Origin of the sequence: Streptomyces canus (assembly GCF_041435015.1) — a bacterium.
Taxonomy (GTDB): Bacteria; Actinomycetota; Actinomycetes; order Streptomycetales; family Streptomycetaceae; genus Streptomyces; species Streptomyces canus_G.
Map to the genome: position 1 here is coordinate 665,782 of NZ_CP107989.1, position 16,295 is coordinate 682,076.

The 16,295-nt window shown below is 68.8% G+C and carries 11 protein-coding genes and 1 pseudogene; 3 read left to right on the forward strand and 9 right to left on the reverse strand.

Going from position 1 to position 16,295, the window contains the following annotated elements:
* The first annotated feature begins 129 nt into the window (after positions 1 to 129).
* Complete coding sequence (locus tag OG841_RS03220) at positions 130 to 2,814, forward strand: RICIN domain-containing protein (RefSeq protein WP_371563228.1); 2,685 nt, start codon at positions 130 to 132, stop codon at positions 2,812 to 2,814.
* A 151-nt stretch (positions 2,815 to 2,965) separates the two neighbouring features.
* Here OG841_RS03220 and OG841_RS03225 read toward each other — a convergent pair.
* The 3 genes and pseudogenes from OG841_RS03225 to OG841_RS03235 all read right to left on the reverse strand — a co-directional run.
* Positions 2,966 to 3,166, reverse strand: a pseudogene (locus OG841_RS03225) (EthD domain-containing protein); the annotation flags it as partial.
* Between the two features lie 49 nt (positions 3,167 to 3,215).
* The gene (locus OG841_RS03230; RefSeq protein WP_328642882.1) at positions 3,216 to 5,264 is read right to left on the reverse strand and encodes an alpha-L-fucosidase; all 2,049 of its coding nucleotides are present in this window, start codon (positions 5,262 to 5,264) and stop codon (positions 3,216 to 3,218) included.
* A gap of 462 nt (positions 5,265 to 5,726) precedes the next feature.
* A complete protein-coding gene (locus OG841_RS03235; RefSeq protein WP_371563231.1) occupies positions 5,727 to 6,962 on the reverse strand; it encodes an MFS transporter in 1,236 nt (411 codons plus the stop codon).
* A 161-nt stretch (positions 6,963 to 7,123) separates the two neighbouring features.
* On the opposite strand from OG841_RS03235, the gene OG841_RS03240 reads away from it, so the two are divergent.
* Positions 7,124 to 8,197 carry an AraC family transcriptional regulator gene (locus OG841_RS03240; RefSeq protein WP_328642880.1) on the forward strand — a complete coding sequence of 358 codons (1,074 nt, stop codon included), beginning with the start codon at positions 7,124 to 7,126 and terminating at the stop codon, positions 8,195 to 8,197.
* Between the two features lie 8 nt (positions 8,198 to 8,205).
* Here the strand turns inward: OG841_RS03240 and OG841_RS03245 are convergent, their stop codons facing one another.
* The 5 genes from OG841_RS03245 to OG841_RS03265 form a co-directional block, all read right to left on the reverse strand.
* Positions 8,206 to 9,618, reverse strand: a complete 1,413-nt coding sequence (locus OG841_RS03245; protein WP_371563235.1) for an aldehyde dehydrogenase family protein — start codon at positions 9,616 to 9,618, stop codon at positions 8,206 to 8,208.
* Positions 9,615 to 10,493 carry an SDR family NAD(P)-dependent oxidoreductase gene (locus OG841_RS03250; protein ID WP_328642878.1) on the reverse strand — a complete coding sequence of 293 codons (879 nt, stop codon included), beginning with the start codon at positions 10,491 to 10,493 and terminating at the stop codon, positions 9,615 to 9,617. Before OG841_RS03250 ends, OG841_RS03245 begins: the two co-directional genes overlap by 4 nt.
* The gene (locus OG841_RS03255; RefSeq protein WP_371570548.1) at positions 10,490 to 11,836 is read right to left on the reverse strand and encodes a flavin-containing monooxygenase; all 1,347 of its coding nucleotides are present in this window, start codon (positions 11,834 to 11,836) and stop codon (positions 10,490 to 10,492) included. Before OG841_RS03255 ends, OG841_RS03250 begins: the two co-directional genes overlap by 4 nt.
* A gap of 277 nt (positions 11,837 to 12,113) precedes the next feature.
* On the reverse strand, positions 12,114 to 12,530 hold the full coding sequence (locus tag OG841_RS03260; protein ID WP_371563239.1) for a hypothetical protein: 417 nt from the start codon (positions 12,528 to 12,530) through the stop codon (positions 12,114 to 12,116).
* A 131-nt stretch (positions 12,531 to 12,661) separates the two neighbouring features.
* Positions 12,662 to 13,819, reverse strand: coding sequence for a N(5)-(carboxyethyl)ornithine synthase (locus OG841_RS03265; RefSeq protein ID WP_328642876.1), 1,158 nt, complete (start codon positions 13,817 to 13,819; stop codon positions 12,662 to 12,664).
* A 418-nt stretch (positions 13,820 to 14,237) separates the two neighbouring features.
* Here OG841_RS03265 and OG841_RS03270 point away from each other — a divergent pair, with 418 nt between their 5' ends.
* Positions 14,238 to 15,329, forward strand: coding sequence for a fatty acid desaturase family protein (locus OG841_RS03270; RefSeq protein ID WP_371563243.1), 1,092 nt, complete (start codon positions 14,238 to 14,240; stop codon positions 15,327 to 15,329).
* On the opposite strand, the gene OG841_RS03275 is transcribed toward OG841_RS03270, so the two are convergent.
* The gene (locus OG841_RS03275) at positions 15,330 to 16,241 is read right to left on the reverse strand and encodes a LysR family transcriptional regulator (RefSeq protein ID WP_328643747.1); all 912 of its coding nucleotides are present in this window, start codon (positions 16,239 to 16,241) and stop codon (positions 15,330 to 15,332) included.
* Between the last annotated feature and the right edge of the window lie 54 nt (positions 16,242 to 16,295).

Below are 16,295 nucleotides of genomic sequence, written 5' to 3' on the forward strand. Positions count from 1 at the left end.
GCAATCACAGCATCTTCCGCCACGCCATGGCCGGACCGGGGCGCCGGGGGCCAGTGCCCCTCGTAGAACGCCGTCGGCGCACGGGGCTCCCGGCGCCGAGGCGCGCAACAAGGTAAGGAGAACAACAGCATGAGACCCGCACGACTCATCGTGGGACTACTGCAGACCCTTCTGGTCGCAACCGCCGTCGTCCTGCCCGCACAGGCGGCGCACGCGGCCGACACCAGCTTCTATGTGGACCCCGCAAACGGCAGTGACAGCAATTCGGGAACCAGTACGTCAGCAGCGTTCAAGACGATCACCAAGGCCCGCGACGCGGTCCGCGCGGTGAACTCGGCCATGTCCGGGGACATCGTCGTGAACCTGCGCGGGGGCACGTACCCCCTCACCAGCCAGGTCGACTTCACCACCGCCGACTCGGGCACCAATGGCCACAACGTCATCTACAAGGCGTACGGCTCCGAGACCCCGGTCGTCTCCAGCGCCAAGACCATCACCGGCTGGACCACGGCCGCCAACGGCGAGTACAAGGCATCGGTCGGCGCCCTCGACTTCCGGCAGCTCTACGTCAACGGCGTGCGCGCCACGCGCGCCCGCTACCCGGACGTCGGCTCCAACTTCCAACTGCAGGGCAGCGACAAGACGGCCAAGCTACTGAAGGTCCTCAGCTCCCAGGTCACGAGCTGGAACCACTTCGACCGGGTCGAGATGGTGCTGCAACTGCAGTGGGCCGAGAACTACCTGCGGCTGAAGTCGTACACCAACAGCGGTGGCATGGCGAACATCTCGATCCAGGACCACGAGGCCGGCATCCTCTTCCAGCGACCGTATCCGCTGCTGTCCAACGGCTCTCCCCTGCACTTCGAGAACGCCCATGAATTCCTCACCGAGCCCGGTGAGTTCTACCTCGACAAGGACGCGCAGACCCTCTACTACCTCCCCCGGCCAGGGGAGACCATGTCGTCCGCCACCGTGCAGGTCCCGACACTGCAGACCCTCTTCAACATCCAGGGCGACAGCCTCAGCTCCCCTGTTCACAACCTGCAGTTCTCCGGCATCACCTTCACCCAAACCAACTGGACCGAGGCCGGCAACAACGGCCTGCTCAACGCCCAGGGCGGCAACTACAACATCTCCGCCGACACCAGCAACCACCAGTACGTCAACCGCCCGCCGGCCGGTGTCTACACTGCCAAGGCCGACAACCTGTCCTTCACCGGCAACACCTTCACCCAGATGGGCTCGACCGCCCTGGACCTGCACCACGGCGTCCACAACTCCGCCGTCACCGGCAACGTCGTCCAGGACATCGCGGGCAACGGCATCATGGTGGGCAAGTTCTCGGATCCCAACGTCGAGTACCACACCGTGTACAACCCGCCCACCTCACCCGCGGGCGAGGACGCACGCGAGGTCGTCAGTGGTGTCAGCGTCACCAACAACCTGATCAACCGCACCGGTGAGGACTACTACGGCACCGCCGGCATCAACGCGGGCTTCGTGCACGGCACCACCATCGACCACAACGACATCTCCGACTCCCCGTGGGCCGCGATCTCCCTGGGCTGGGGCTGGCAGTCGGCCGCCAACGCGGAGGGCGACAACTCCGTCAGCTACAACCGCATCGGCAACGTGATGAACCAACTGTGCGACGCGGCAGCCATCTACCACCTCTCCAACGACCCCGGCACGGTGATCAACAACAACTACATCCACGATGTGGTCCGCACGCCCACCGCGTGTTCCTCGTCCGTGGCCGGCATCTATCTCGACGAGGGCTCGAGCAACATGACGGTGGCGAACAACGTCCTGTCGCACACCGACGGCTTCACCCACCAGAACGCCAACGGCCCGGGCGTCACCCTCTCCAACAACACGACCACCGGAACCGCGGTGATGCAGGCCTCGGGTCTGCAGTCGGCCTACCGAGGACTGTCGGCGAAGATCAATCTCGCCTACGGCAAGACGACCTCCGCGTCCTCCGTCTACAGCTCCACCTGGGCACCGGCCAAGGCCAATGACAACGACCCGACGACCGGCTGGTCCCCCACGGGGAGCGACACCTCGGCCTGGTGGCAGGTCGACCTCGGCAGTGCGTACCGACTCGGCCAGTTCTCGTTCACCACCCGCCAGGACATCGACCAGCCCGAAACCCGCAGCAACTTCGAGATACGCGGCTCCAACGACCCCGCCTTCGCCGACTACACGGTCCTGGGACGCCAGGACGGCGCGACCCTCCCGTACACCTCGACGCTGACCGCCAAGATCGACGCACGACAGAAGTTCCGGTACGTGCGCGTCGCCAAGACCGACGGCGCCTACTTCTACATCGACGACTTCAGCGTGCAGCAGGCCGGCACCGCGCTGGAGAACTCGGGCACCGCGCCATCCTTCAACCCGTCGACGAACTACACGATCAAGAACGTCAACAGCGGTCTGCTGGCCGACGTCTACCAGGCTGCGACCACGGACGACGCCGCCGTGATCCAGTGGCAGGGCAACTCGGGCACCAACCAGCAGTGGAACATCGTGCGGGTCAGCGGCAACCTCTACAAGATCGTCAACCGCAACAGCGGCAAGGTCCTGGATGTCCGCAACGGCTCCCACGGCAAGGGTGCCGCGGCCGTCCAGTACACCTACAACGGTGGCAACAACCAGCTCTGGTACTTCGAGTCGGCCGACAGCGGATACGTCATCCGCAACTTCGAGACCAAGCAGGCCTTGGAGGTCTCAGGCGGCGCGACCACCAACGGGGCAGCGCTCGACCAGTGGACACCGCTGAACCAGACCAACCAGCTCTGGACGATCCAGTGACACTCCGCGGGTGAGGCGGGGCCGTGCCCCAGCCCGCCGCCGTGGTCACCACCTCGCGGGTGAGGAGGAAGAAGGACAGAGAGGGCCGGAAGGGCGCACCGTGCTTGTCCGCGTGCCCGGCCAAGTCCTGCTGCCAGGCGCGGAAGCCGGTCAGCGCCTCCGCCTCCTCGAACCACAGCGCGGAGTAGGTGTCGTACGCGGGCTGCTCCGAGGTGCCTCCGACGTATGCGGCCATGGCGTCCCCGGGGAGGGCCGTGTGCCAGTTGTGGCCGCGCACGTACCGGGCGGGCCCGGCCGGGTCGGCGAGCAGGTCCTCGTGCGCCTGTCGCAGACCCTTCTGGTAGGCCTCCGGGGCGAGCCCGTCGGCGGCCTTGAGGAAGTACCCCCCTACTGTTTTTGGATCAAGCCTTGAACGTCCACATCAGGTTGGTGCTGTCCTGCCACGTCCACTGCTTGACCACGGCCCCTTCGGCGACCATGCCGCCGCCGTCGAGGACCAGTCCCGTGGTGCGGTTGGCGATCGAGTACCGGCCCTGACCGCGGTGGGTGATCTGCCACTGCTGGTTGGTGCCGCCGTTCCAGGGTGCCTGCCGGGCCGGGTCGCCGTTGGTGGTGGCGCCCCAGCCGTCGGCGGCCAGGCCGTTGGTGCGGTTGACGAGCCGGTAGTAGCCGTTCCCGAGTTCGATCGCCTGCCACTGGACGTTGGCGTTGTCCACGATCTCCCACTGCTTCAGGTTCGAGCCGCTGGAGAAACTGCCGCCGCTGTCCAGCACCAGGCCGCTCGTGACGTTGCCCAGGCGGAAGTACGTGGCCGGGTTGAACGTCACCTTCAGTGAGGCGATGGCGTCGTTGTTGCCGGTCGTCCGGAGGTCGGCGGCGTTCGAGGTGAACGTCCAGGCGGTGCCGGTGAAGTTGTCGCCTGAGTAGCCGATCACCTGGAAGCCGTCGGGCACCAGGACGGAGGAGGCCTGTGCGGCCCCCAGGCCGGCGGCGGACAGCTGCGAGGAGGTGTAGCTGCCCAGTTGGAGAACGCCGCGGGCACCTTGGTAGTCGACGTTCTGGAACACCGAAGGTGAGACCCTCGTGGGCATGCCCTGGACCTCGACGCACACCACGGGGAGGGTGGCGTTCGGCGCGGTGGCCGGCACGGTGACGTTGATCTGGTCGGTGACGGTGTACGAGAGCGAGACCGAGGGGTCGTTCAGCAGATAGACGCGGCTGATCGTGTTGTCCGTCCTCGGGATCCGCAGCTGGCCGTTCGTGGGCCAGGTGAAGACATGGGCGAAGAGCTTGCCGTTCTTCTTGGTGAGCTTCCCCCACGAGGGTTCGGTGGCGAACGGGCTGCCGCTGGTGCCGTGGATGCTGTCGCTGTGCGTCGACATCCATGAGGCCAGGCCGTTCAGGACGGTCTGGGATCCCGCGGTGACCGAGCCGTCGCCCTTGGGACCGATGTTCAGCAGGAGGTTGCCGTCCCGGGAGACCACCGTGACGAGCTCCTGGACGATGTCCTTGACGGATCGGTAGGAGTTCTCCTTCGCCGCGTTGTAGCCCCAGGCGTCGTTCATGGTGACGCACCGCTCCCACGGCCGGCTCATCGGCTCGTCGGGTATCCCGAACTCCGCGACCGCGTAGTCACCGAGACGGTGCCCGCGCTTGACCCGCTCGTTGACGATGAGGTTGGGCTTGCGGGCCATCAGCCAGTTGTAGAGGTCGACGCCGTCGGCTTCCAGCCACCAGTTCTCGAGGGTGGGGCTGGAGGGCTCGCCGAACCAGTCGCCGTCGAACCACAGCAGTGCAGGGTCGTAGCGGTCCAGCAGTTCCTGAAGCTGCGCCTTCATGTCGGCGATGTAGGCGGTGCGGGCGGCCTGCGACGACATGGTCGTCAGGCCATTGTCGTGGCGGTCGGTCTGGGAAGGGTGGTCCCAGTCGAGGATCGAGTAGTACAGGCAGAACTTGATCCCACGGCTCTCGCACTCGTTCTTGAGGTTCATGTACGGGTCGGTCTGGACCCCGCCGAAGTCGTGCAGGTTGTACAGCTTGGTGCCGGTGGCGTCCTTGAAGCCCGCGACGTTGGAGTCCCACATCGCGTAGCCCTCGTGGTGCTTGGCGGTGATCACGAGGTACTTCATGCCGGCGTTCTTGGCCAGCTCGGCGATCTGGGCGGCGTTGAACTGGCTGGGGTTGAAGTTCTGGGTGACCTGGGTCTGGTAGTTCGCCTTGCTCCACTGCGAGTTGGTGAACGCCCACTCGCCCTGGCCGAGCTGCGAGTACGACCCGTAGTGGATGAACATCCCGAACCGGGCCTGGTACCACCAGTCCATCTTCGACGCGACGGTGTACGCCTCGGCGGTGGAGGGCCACAAGGCCTGCGGCAGCCCGAAGGCCGCCACTCCTCCGGCAAGGGCGGCGGCCTTCATCAGAGAGCGCCTGCTGAGGGGAGCTGAGGACATGGGTGCGGCTCCATGAGTCAAGGGGAAGGGAGGGCAGGGAGTTACGAGCGGAACGCCGGCCTGGACACTCTGCTTCGCATAGCGCCACAAGGAGACATCGGATGGATTTATATGAGTCCGGCGGTTACCGTGTCTAGGGGTGAGGCAGAAATACCCAGCAGAAGAGGTTCTTTACGGGATTGCCGGAGGCGACGAAGGCCGTTGAGGACCCGTCACACCGAGACAGTTGCCACCGATACATCGGATCTCTTTGGGGCGGAGCTGACCAGGGAAAGACGAAGGCGTCACAGAGCGCGCCTTCGTGAACCAGTACCGCTGCACCACCGGCACCAACCAGCGGTTCCGGCGACGCACGGCATGACCACCGGCCGGCCGACCATCGGCGCCGCGCATCCCTACGTCCGATTCCCTTGCCCGCTCAGCTCACATGCCGTCGGCACGGCTCACGCAAACGACCGCGGGTCATGCGGTTCGGCAGCGTCGTGTCCCTCCGTCGTCGACCGCCGAGCCCGGTCGCTGCTGGGTGAAGTGTCGGGCGGCTGCCAGGAGAAGAAACGCCAGCGCGGCCGGCGCCGCATAGGCGAGACGGAACTGGCCGGTGGAGCCCAGGAGTCCGCCCACCGCGCCACCGGTGATGACGCCGACGTAGTTGAAGAGGTTCAGCCGCGCCAGGACCGCCTCCGAGGCTGCGGGACGCAGCCGCGCGGCGGAGGCCAGACACAGCGGAGCCAGGACGGACGCCCCCAGGCCCACCGTCCCGGCCGCGAGAACGGCGACCGGCCAGCTCGGTGCGGCGGCCATGCCTGACAGGGCACCCGCGACCAGCAGGGCCGCGGCGCGGACGACCGCGACCGCCCCGAACCGTTGCACGAGCCGATCGGTGGCGGCGCGACCGACGACCGTGCCCGCCTGATAGGCCGCGTACGCCAGCGGTGCGACCGTGAGGGACGCGGCGAGGGTCTGGCGGAGATCGACGGCCGACCAGGCCGAGACGGTGGAGTCGACGACGTAGACGACGAGGAGGACCAGGCCGAACGGGATGAGCCGGATCCACAGACGACGCCCCAGCGGCGGCTGCGCGACGGTGTCCGAACCCGCGGAGGAGGCGGGCAGGGCGTACGTGCGCATGCGGACGGCGAGGAGCAGCACGATCCCCGCCTGAACACTGAGGCCGGCCGCTACGGGCCACTCCAGCCGGGCGGCCCCGGCAGTGAGCAGGGCCGCGACCACGCCGCCGACGCTCCATGCCATGTAGAAGGAGCCGAAGATGCTGCGGCCGTAGGCGCGTTCGATCGCCGCCGCCCGGGTGTTGACCCCGACATCGAGGGCACCGACAGCGAGCCCGAAGAGGATGTACGCGCAGATGGCGGTCGCCTCGTCGGGGGCCCACCCGATCAGCACCAACGCGGCGGCGGCCAACAGCACGGCCCCGCGCGTCGTGGCGAGGGAACCGGCGCGGCGGATCGCGGCCAGACCCAGGAAGCTGCCGCCCCCTGCCATCAGCGCCACCGCGACCATCAGGGTGGTCGTCAGGAGCGGAGCCAGTCGCAGGTGTTCCGTGACAGCGGGGACGGTCGTGTAGACGGCAGCGACAGAGACACCTTGCGCGGCGAACGCGAAGGTCGCGCCCTTGCGGGCGCCGGACCTGGAGACCGGGTGCCCGGCCCCTGTCCGGGCTGGAGCAGTGAAGGACATCATGCTGTCGCGCCCTCATTTCCGTGCGGGTTACCGAAACCGTATGCAGGCCCGGCAGGCAGGCTCAGGACGCCAGGGGCCGTACAGGGGACTTCGGGGGCCACGGTCGGCGACCGGTGACGCCCGTGCCTCTAGGGTGATCGTTCGAGCAGAAGGTGAGTGCGATGTCCCTTGCCCCAGGCCCGGCAGACCCTCCCGGGACCAGCCGCAGCACGTCGGCGACGATCCAGCCGAACATCCTGCGCTATCTCGTCGTGGTCGCCGACGAGTGCGGTGTCGATCTGCGGCCGCTGCTGAAGCAGATGGCACTGAACGAGACGGTCATGCGCTCCGCCGCACTGCGGGTGTCGTACCGGCAGGGCAGCGCGGTGATCCGTCGTGCGCTGGAGCTCACCAGGGACGAGCACCTGGGTCTGAAGGTCGGCGCGGCGCAGCACCTGACCGCGTGGGGCCTGCTCGGTTTCGCCCTGATGGCCGACGACACGCTGCGGCACGCCATCGAGACCGGGGTGAAGTACCAGAACCTGTCCGGGGCGATGGTGGTGTGGTCGGCCGACGTGCGCGAGGAGGACGACGCCTTCGTGCTCCGCGCCGATCTTCCCGATCCCGCCATGGACCCGGCCGTGGCCTCCTTCCTGAGCGAGGAGGCGTTCGCCTCCGTGGTTACCCTGTCCCGGCTGGCCGTCGACCCGGCCTTCGCGCCGCGTGCAGTGGAGTTCTCTTTTCCGCCACCGCGCCGACGCGACCTGTACGACGCCCTGTTCCGCTGTCCGGTCCGCTTCGGCGCCCCCGCGAACCGCATGGTCATCGACCCCGCGTGGGCCCGTATCCGGATGCCCGGCCGGGATCCGGTGAGCTACGCGTCGACTCTGGAGACGCTCGACGCGCAGATGGCTTCCCGCCGTGACCAGCAGGATCTGCTGGAGGTGCTGGAGATCTCCGTCGCGCAGGGTCTGCCGGTGGTGCCGTCGTTCGGCGAGCAGGCGCGGCGGCATGCGACGAGCGAGCGGACGCTGCGCCGTCGGCTGGCCGACTGCGGCACGACGTACGAGGCACTCGCCGAGGGGGTGCGCCGCGAACGCGTCGAACAGCTGTTGCTCCGCCCGGAACTGACCCTGCGCGATATCGCCCGCCAGGCGGGATTCTCCGACGAACGGGCGATGCGTCGCGCGGTACGCCGCTGGCACGGTACCTCGCCGGTCCAGCTACGGGAGCGGATGCGCACGGATCGCCTTTGAGGCCGAGGTCAGCGGGTGCGGATCCAGATCGTCTTCTCCCGGGTCCACTGCTCGAAGGCGTTGGTGGACTTCTCCACTCCCCCGAATCCGGACTGCTTCCAGCCGCCGAACGGTGTGGTGATGTCACCCTCGCTGTAAGCGTTGACGGAGACTACGCCGGCCTCGATGCCACGTGCCAGCCGCAGCGCGGTGTCGAGGTCGCGGGTCCAGACCGAGGCGGCGAGCCCGTACTCGGTGGCGTTCGCCAGACGTACCGCCTCGTCCTCGGAGGTGAAGGTCTGGACGGTGACGACGGGACCGAAGAGCTCCTTGGTGAGGACGTCGCTGCCCTCAGGGGCTCGGGTGATCACGGTGGGCGGGTAGTAGGCGCCGCGCGGCGGCAGCCCGTGGGGCAGTCCCCCGGTGTGGATCCGGGCTCCGCCGGCCCGGGCGGACTCCACGGCTCGCGCCAGCCGGTCGAAGGCGGCGTGGTTGATGAGCGGCCCCATCCGCGTGCGCGGGTCGGCCGGATCGCCGATGACGAGCTGTTCCGCCGCGGCCGTGAACCGCTCCAGCACCTCCTCGGCGATACTGCGGTGAACCAGAACCCGGGAGCCGGCCGTACAGTTCTGCCCCATGGTCAGGAAGGCGGCCTCGATCATGTTGTCGATGAGCTCGTCGCCGTAGGAGAGCGCGTCGGCCATCAGCACCTGGGGGCTCTTGCCGCCCATCTCCAGCGAGACGCGCTTGAAGTTGCTCTCGGCGGCGTCCTTGAGGATGCGGCGGCCGGTCGCGGTGGACCCGGTGAAGGACAGCGCCCCTATGAGGGGGTGACGGGCAAGGGCCGCCCCGGTTTCCCGACCGTACCCCGGCAGTACCGTGAGCACCCCGGCGGGCAGGCCGGCCTCGACTGCGAGTGCGGCCAGGTGCAGGGCCGAGCGCGGGGTCGCCTCGGCGGGCTTGACCAGCAGACAGTTGCCGGCGGCCAGGGCCGGTCCGACCTTCCATGAGGTCATGGCGAGCGGGTAGTTCCACGGCAGGATCGCCGCGACGACCCCGACCGGTTCGCGACTCATGAGACCGAGACCGTCGGGCCCGCTGGGCGCGATGCGCCCGAAGACCTTGTCGGCGGCCTCGGCGAACCAGCGGATCGACTCGATCGCGCCCGGTACGTCGCCCGTACGGCACTCCGTGATCGGCTTGCCCGCGTCCTCGCTGTCCAGCCGGGCGAGGATCTCGGCGTCGCGTTCCATGAGGTCGGCCAGCCTCCGCAGCACCGCGCCGCGCTCCCGGACCGGCAGCCGCGACCACACGCCGGCCTCGTGGACCTGCCGGGCCTGCTCGGCGGCCTTGGCGACGTCGTCGGCGCTCGCGGCGGGCAGGGCGGTGATCGGCTCACCGGTGGCGGGGTTGATGACGTGCAGCGTCTCGTTCGTGGTCATGCCTCCTCCACCAGCTCCCAGCGCCCGTCGGTCCGGCGGGCCAGCCCGCGTCGGCGGAGTTCCTCCAGATAGCGGGCCATGCCACGGTCACCGCGCTTGCGGAACAGCGGGAAGACCCGGGGCAACAGGTTCGGCACGAGCATCGCGAACCGCACCAGACGGGACTCACCGGGCCGGGGGTAGGCCTCCAGCCGGGGCTTGTCCAGCAGACTCACCACCGCCGAGACGACGTCGGCGGGCTGCTGGGGCCGATCCTGGAACTGCAGGGAGTTCCCGCCGTCCACGGCCTCCTGGCGCAGCATCCGGGTGTCGGTCGCCGACGGGAGCACGGACCCGGCCAGAATGCCCTTGCTCCTCAGGTCGAGCCCGATGGCCAGCATCGCGCCCCGCAGCCCGAACTTGGAAGCGGTGTAGATCGGGGTCTCGCCCAGCGGGAAGATCCCGCCGAGGGAGACCGTGGTGACCACCCGGGGGTCCCGGGAGGCCATGAGAAGAGGGATGGCGATACGGGTCGCGACCAGCGGTGAGGTCAGGTTGAGGGTGATCTCCCGCTCGATGCTCTCGACGCTGCGGACGTCGAAGCGTTCCGCGCTGGTCATGCCCACGTTGTTGACGAGTACGTCGAGGCGACCGTGGTCATCGGCGACCACTGCGAACAGCCGCTCCACCTGGGCGCGGTCCATCAGGTCACAGCCGATGCCCGTGTGCCCGGTGCCGGGCAGCTCCGCGGCCACCTTCGTAGCGCGGATCTCGTCGATGTCTACGACGACGCAGCGGGCGCCGCCGGAGGCGAAGCGGCGGCACAGCGCGCTGCCGATGCCGCCCGCGCCGCCGGTCACCAGGACGACTTTGTCGGTGAAGTCGAACCCGCTCATGCCGTCGCCTCCGCGGGTCGCAGGGACCGCACGGACGGCGGCCGGCCCTCGGTGCGCCAGCCCATCTCCCCCGCGACCTTGCCCAGGTATTTCACGAAGGCCCCGCTGTCGACGTAGCCGGTGTGGCGGGGCGAGTCGACGAACTTCAGTCCGCCGGACAGATCCGGGCGGTCGGCGCGGATCCTCTGGGCGAACCGCTCCGCGTTCGGCCGCTGGTGCCGTACGTCATGGAGGTACCCGGCGATCAGCTGCGCCTGCATGTCGAAGAGCTGGTACGCACCGGCGTTGGTCTCGACGAAACCGATGCCGAACAGGCCCTCGTGCTCGCGCGAGAACGACGACAGGTACAGGTCGGGGTGCTGCTCGTCGCCGAAGTACCGCTGCGCGACCGGCACTTTGTGGACGTAGCCGGTGGCCAGCAGCACGAGATCGAAGTCGTCGCTGGTGCCGTCGGTGAAGTACACGGTCCGGCCCTCGGTGCGGGCGATCCCGGGCTTGGCGGTGATGTCGCCGTGCTGGAGGTGGTGGATCAGCATCGAGTTGATGGCCGGGTGGGTCTCGAACAGCTTGTGGTCCGGCTTCGGCAGCCCCAGCCGTGTCGGGTCGCCGTTGATGATCCGCAGGAGGGCACCGAAGACCCGCTGCGCCAGCCACATCGGCAGGTGCGGCCCGCTGTTGGCGATGGTGTCCACGGGCCGGCCGAAGAGGTGCTTGGGGATGAACCAGTACCCGCGCCGCATGCTGATCACCGCGTGGTCCGCGCTCCGGGCCGCGTCGCACGCGATGTCGCACCCGGAGTTCCCCGCTCCCACGACCAGGACCCGCTTGCCCCGCAGCTCCTCCGCGCTGCGGTAGCCGACGGTGTGCCGGACCTCCCCGCTGAACTCCCCCGGCAGTTCGGGGATGTTGGGGTGCCACTGCGAGCCCGTGCACACGACGACCTGCCCATGCACGCTGTCCCGGCCGTCGGCCCGGGTGACCGTCCAGGTGCCGTCCGCGTTCCTCTCGACGTTCTCGACCTCGACGCCGAACTCGATGCGGTCGCTCAGCCCGTAGGCGTCGGCGAACGATCGCAGGTACGACAGGACCTGCCGGTGGGGCGGGTAGTCCGCGAAGTGGTCGGGCATCGGGAAACCGCCGAATCCCGACAGGGTCCTGCTGGAAATGAAATGGGCCGACTCGTACATCGGGCTGCCGGGACTGTCGATGTCCCAGATACCGCCGGACCCGGTGTGCCGCTCAAGATGCGTGTACGGCAGATTCCGCTCCGCCAGCCCCCTGGCGACCGCCAGTCCGGCAGGTCCCGCCCCTATCACGCACGTGTCCAACTGGCTTTCCTTCACGGGCCTGCCTCCTCGTTCATCCCGCTTCACGGGGCTTGAAGGAAACGTATTGACCCGCTGCCCGGCGGGAACTGACCCGGGCGGCCACGGGCCGGACCTCAGCGGCCGCGCGACCATGGCGTCGTCGGCGAGCTCCAGCCACTGACTGCGGGCATGGGCGGTGGCGAAGCCGTAGCGCGCCGCCTCCAGGGCCAGCGCGGCGGGCAGGGCGAGGGAGAGCGCGTTGTCGACGGACATGCGTTCGTGGTCGCCGTGGTGCGTCCGGTTCAGGTTGTCCTCAAGGGTGCGCGCGAGCATGAGGTCGACCTGTGCGCAGCGCTCGTGGACCTCCCGAGCCTGGGTACACGTCCCGGGCTTCCTGGGCCAGCCGCTTCATCTCCGTGATGTCGCCGCGGTCGTAGGCGTGTTGGGCGCCCAGGAGCATGGTGTCGGCGGCGGCGATCGAGGCGCCGATGTGTTCGAACCGGGCCAGGCTCGCCGTCATCAGGTCGTCCGCGCCGGTGCTGTCACCGCGCTGACCGGCGAGAAAGGCCCGCGCCTGTTCACAGGCAGCCAGATCCCCGTAGCGCCGCTGCCGCTCGAAGAACGCGGAGGCCTTCGCGAACAGCCGCTCCGCGAGGTCGAAGTCACCCCGGTGCATCGCCGTGTACGCCCGGTGCGCGAGAAGCGACTGCAACTCACCGGTGTCCCCCATCGCCCGCAGAGCGCCCTCCGCGCGGGCGAACTAGTCCTCGGCCGGGTCGAACCGCCCGGTCGAGGCGCAGATCAGGCCGAGGGCGATCAGCAGGCGCGGGACGGTCTCCACCGCAGTGGCCGGGTGCCGCGTCAGGTCGGCCGGGCGGTCTCGGGAAGGTGGGGGTAGGCGGCCGCCCGGTGCTGGAAGGAGAGGATCTTCGGGTTCTGGACGACGCCGTCACGCATCTCGATGGCCTTTCTGATCGTGACGTCGGTGTCCCATGCCGTAGGGCCGCTCATGACCTTGCGCAGGTAGGGAAGGAGCGCCTCGCTGATCTCCCAGGTGGCGGAGTTCCACAGGTGGGACGGGCTGTGATCCACCGCGTAGTAGTGGCAGCCAGGACCCACCTCGTGCATGGGCGCGCCGAAGGTGGTCGGGCGGGCGAAGGTGAAGCCCATGCCCTCGTCGCAGGCGACGTCGACGAAGAAGGTGCCCGGCCGGAACAGGGCGAGTTCCTCGTCGGTGACGAAGGTGAGCGGTGCGTCGGTGTCCTGCAGGACGCAGTTGACGATGACGTCGAACCCCGCCAGATACTCCGCCAGCGGCTTGGAACCGGCCGCGGTGATCGCCCGCAGGCGCGACGGATCGTCCTCCTGCTCCTCGAAGTGGGCCATGACGACCGAGGGCATCGGCGAGGCCACCGCCGCGGCGGCGCGCTGGGTGAGCACCGTGACGTCGGTGACGCCCATGGCGCCCAGTCCCGTGACCGCTCCGCGCGCCGTGGCGCCGAAGCTGATGACGACCGCGCGCAGGCGGCGGCCGTAGTGTCCGGTCAGCCCGCCGAGCTGAAGAGCGTGCAGCACCGAGCAGTAGCCGGCGAGCTCGTTGTTCTTGTGGAACACATGGACGCTGAAGGCGCCCGTGGAGGTCCAGTGGTTCATGGCCTCCCAGGCGATCAGGGTCAGCCTTCGGTCGATGCCGAGCTGGGTCATCTTCTCGTCCTGCACGCAGTGCGGCCATCCCCACAGCACCTGACCCTCGCGCAGCGCGGAGATGTCGTCATGCGTCGGTTTGGGCAGCAGCACGATGTCGCTCTCGGCGACGAGTCGCTCGCGGGAGCGCAGGCCGGCCACGAGCGGTCGCAGCGCGTCGTCGGCAACGCCGAACCGCTCGCCGTACCCCTGTTCGAGGAAGATTCTCTCGCGTATGGCCGGGGCGATCCGGTCGAGGTGGGCGGGGTGCAAGGGCAGGCGGAACTCGTTCTCCTTGCGGGAGGAGGCGAGTACTCCGAGGCTCATCAGACTCATACGGGTGCGGCTCTCTTCCGGCCGGATGCGATGCACTCCGGCCTTTGCCGTTCCCCGAGGGCGACGCCGCAACGGATGACGGCGTACGAAGTGCACTCGGTACCGCCACCGTACTCCCCACCAGGTCCCCGAGCCGACCGTCAGGGCGTCGAACCCCCTCCCCGCCCGACCGGGAACTTGCCCGGCGCCAGGAACGTTGTAGCGGGTGGTTGCAGTTGGAACAGGAACCGTGAAGTGGTCACCGGCGGCCAGGGCCCGAAGGGCATGCAGGCCGACCGGTTTCGCGCGTTCCGAGGGCCCCGATTCCGAGGCAGGCCCGTGCGGGCCTGCCTCGCGCTGCTTCCGTACAGGCTTCTCTCGCCCAGCGCCCTGCCCCCGCGCCGGCGGCGACGGCCCCCACGCGTTCGAAAGGAAAACCGTGACCACTGACACCGTCAACCGGGGCACCGAGCCGGCGGACCACGCAGGGACGACGCAACCGTCGTCCAGCGACCGGGGCAGCGACTACGCCGTGCTGTCCCGCGAGGTGAAGCAGAGCGGGCTGCTGAGGCGTCGGCCGGGCTATTACTCCGTCAAGGTCGGCGCGAACCTGCTTCTGCTGGCCGCCGGATGGACGGCGTTCGCCCTGATCGGGCAGTCGTGGTGGCAGCTGCTGACCGCTGCCTTCCTCGCGGTGATGTTCACCCAGACCGGGTTCATCGGGCACGACGCCGGACACCACCAGATCGCCGCCTCCAAGCGCGTCAACAACCTGCTGGGCCGCGTGCACGCCGACCTGCTGATCGGGCTCAGCTACGGCTGGTGGATCTCCAAGCACAACCGGCACCACTCCCACCCCAACCACGTCGACCGCGACCCCGACATCGCCGACGGCGCGATCGCGTTCACGGAGGACCAGGCCCGGGTCCGCAGCGGGGCGTACGCCTGGCTGGCCCGCCACCAGGCCTGGCTGTTCTTCCCGATGCTGCTCCTGGAAGGGCTCGCCCTGCACGTCGCCGGCGTACAGGCACTCCTCGACCGCACCGGCAACGCGCACTCGCGAAAGGCCAAACTGACCGAGGCGGGCCTGCTGACGGCTCACGTGGCCGGCTACCTCGCCGCCCTGTTCCTGGTCCTGTCCCCGCTCCAGGCCGTGGTCTTCCTCCTCGTGCACCAAGGGCTGTTCGGGCTGTACATGGGATGCTCCTTCGCTCCCAACCACAAGGGCATGCCCATCTTCGCCAAGGACGACAGGATCGACTTCCTGCGTCGGCAAGTGCTCACCTCGCGCAACATCCGCGGCCACCGGATCACCGACTTCGCGCTCGGCGGACTGAACTACCAGATCGAGCACCACCTGTTCCCGTCCATGCCGCGACCCGGACTGCGCCATGCCCAGGAACTCGTACGCTCCTTCTGCGCCCGGCAGGGCATCGCCTACCACGAGACCGGGCTCTTCGATTCCTACGCCCAGGTGCTGCGCCACCTCCACGACGTCGGCGGCCCTCTCCGACCCGAACTGGAGTACTGATCAGGAGGACGCCGTAGCGGCGGCGGCGCTGTTGCGCAGGAAGGTCGCGAAGGCCTGGGCGGCGGGGGTGAGGGCGTGGTCGCTCATGCGGACGAGGAGGATGCGGCGCACCGGGCCAGGGGGTTGCAGCGGCAGGACGCTGACACCGGCTCGGATGCCTTCCAGGGCAAGCGTGGGGGCGAGGGCGACGCCGATGCCGGCGGCGACCATGGCCTGGGCCTCCTGGTAGTCGTGGGCCTCGTAGGCGATCTGCGGCTCGAATCCGGCCGCGTGGCAGCTGCGGGCGAGGGCCTCGGCGACCGGGTGGTGGTCGGCGCGGGTGATCCAGGGATCGTTCGCGAAGTCCGCGAGGGCGGCCGAAGGACGGTCGGCCAGGGGGTGGTCCTGGCCGACGAGGAGGGCCGGGGGGTCGTCGACGAGTGAGGTGACGACGATGTCCTCGCGGTCGATGCGGTTCCAGTCGTAGTCCCACATCAGGGACATCTCGATCTCCCGATTCTCCAACATCGCCCACAGGCCCGCGATGCGGGCGCTGCGCACCGTCAGCCGTACGTCCGGATGCGCGTCCCGGAAAGCGATCACGGCCCGCGGGAGCAGGGAGGCGCCGACCGTGGGGAAGGTTCCGACCCGGAGGGTGCCCGCGCGCAGTCCCGCGAAGTCGGCCAGCTCGTTCTCCGCGGCCGTCAGTTCGCGCTCGATCCGCTCCCCTCGCTCGGCCAGGGCGCGTCCCGCGTCGGTGAGCGTGACGCCCCGCGCATGCCGCTCCAGCAAGGGCTGTCCGGCCTCCGCTTCCAGACGGCTGACCTGCTGGGAGACCGCTGACGGCGTGTAGTTGAGGGCTCGTGCGGTCGCGGTGACCGAGCCCCGCCGGGCGACCTCGGTGAAGAGCAGAATGCGCCGGACGTCGAGCATCACACCACCTCCAGCGTTAACTTCACCTTAATACCCGTGCAGATTTCCGAGATT

What these genes read in the sequence shown, in the direction of transcription:
- OG841_RS03235 (WP_371563231.1), bottom strand. Translation starts at nt 6,962, where the DNA reads ATGATGTCCTTCACTGCTCCAGCCCGGACAGGGGCCGGGCACCCGGTC.
- OG841_RS03220 (WP_371563228.1), top strand. Translation starts at nt 130, where the DNA reads ATGAGACCCGCACGACTCATCGTGGGACTACTGCAGACCCTTCTGGTC.
- OG841_RS03265 (WP_328642876.1), bottom strand. Translation starts at nt 13,819, where the DNA reads ATGAGTCTGATGAGCCTCGGAGTACTCGCCTCCTCCCGCAAGGAGAAC.
- OG841_RS03260 (WP_371563239.1), bottom strand. Translation starts at nt 12,530, where the DNA reads ATGGGGGACACCGGTGAGTTGCAGTCGCTTCTCGCGCACCGGGCGTAC.
- OG841_RS03240 (WP_328642880.1), top strand. Translation starts at nt 7,124, where the DNA reads ATGTCCCTTGCCCCAGGCCCGGCAGACCCTCCCGGGACCAGCCGCAGC.
- OG841_RS03250 (WP_328642878.1), bottom strand. Translation starts at nt 10,493, where the DNA reads ATGAGCGGGTTCGACTTCACCGACAAAGTCGTCCTGGTGACCGGCGGC.
- OG841_RS03245 (WP_371563235.1), bottom strand. Translation starts at nt 9,618, where the DNA reads ATGACCACGAACGAGACGCTGCACGTCATCAACCCCGCCACCGGTGAG.
- OG841_RS03275 (WP_328643747.1), bottom strand. Translation starts at nt 16,241, where the DNA reads ATGCTCGACGTCCGGCGCATTCTGCTCTTCACCGAGGTCGCCCGGCGG.
- OG841_RS03230 (WP_328642882.1), bottom strand. Translation starts at nt 5,264, where the DNA reads ATGTCCTCAGCTCCCCTCAGCAGGCGCTCTCTGATGAAGGCCGCCGCC.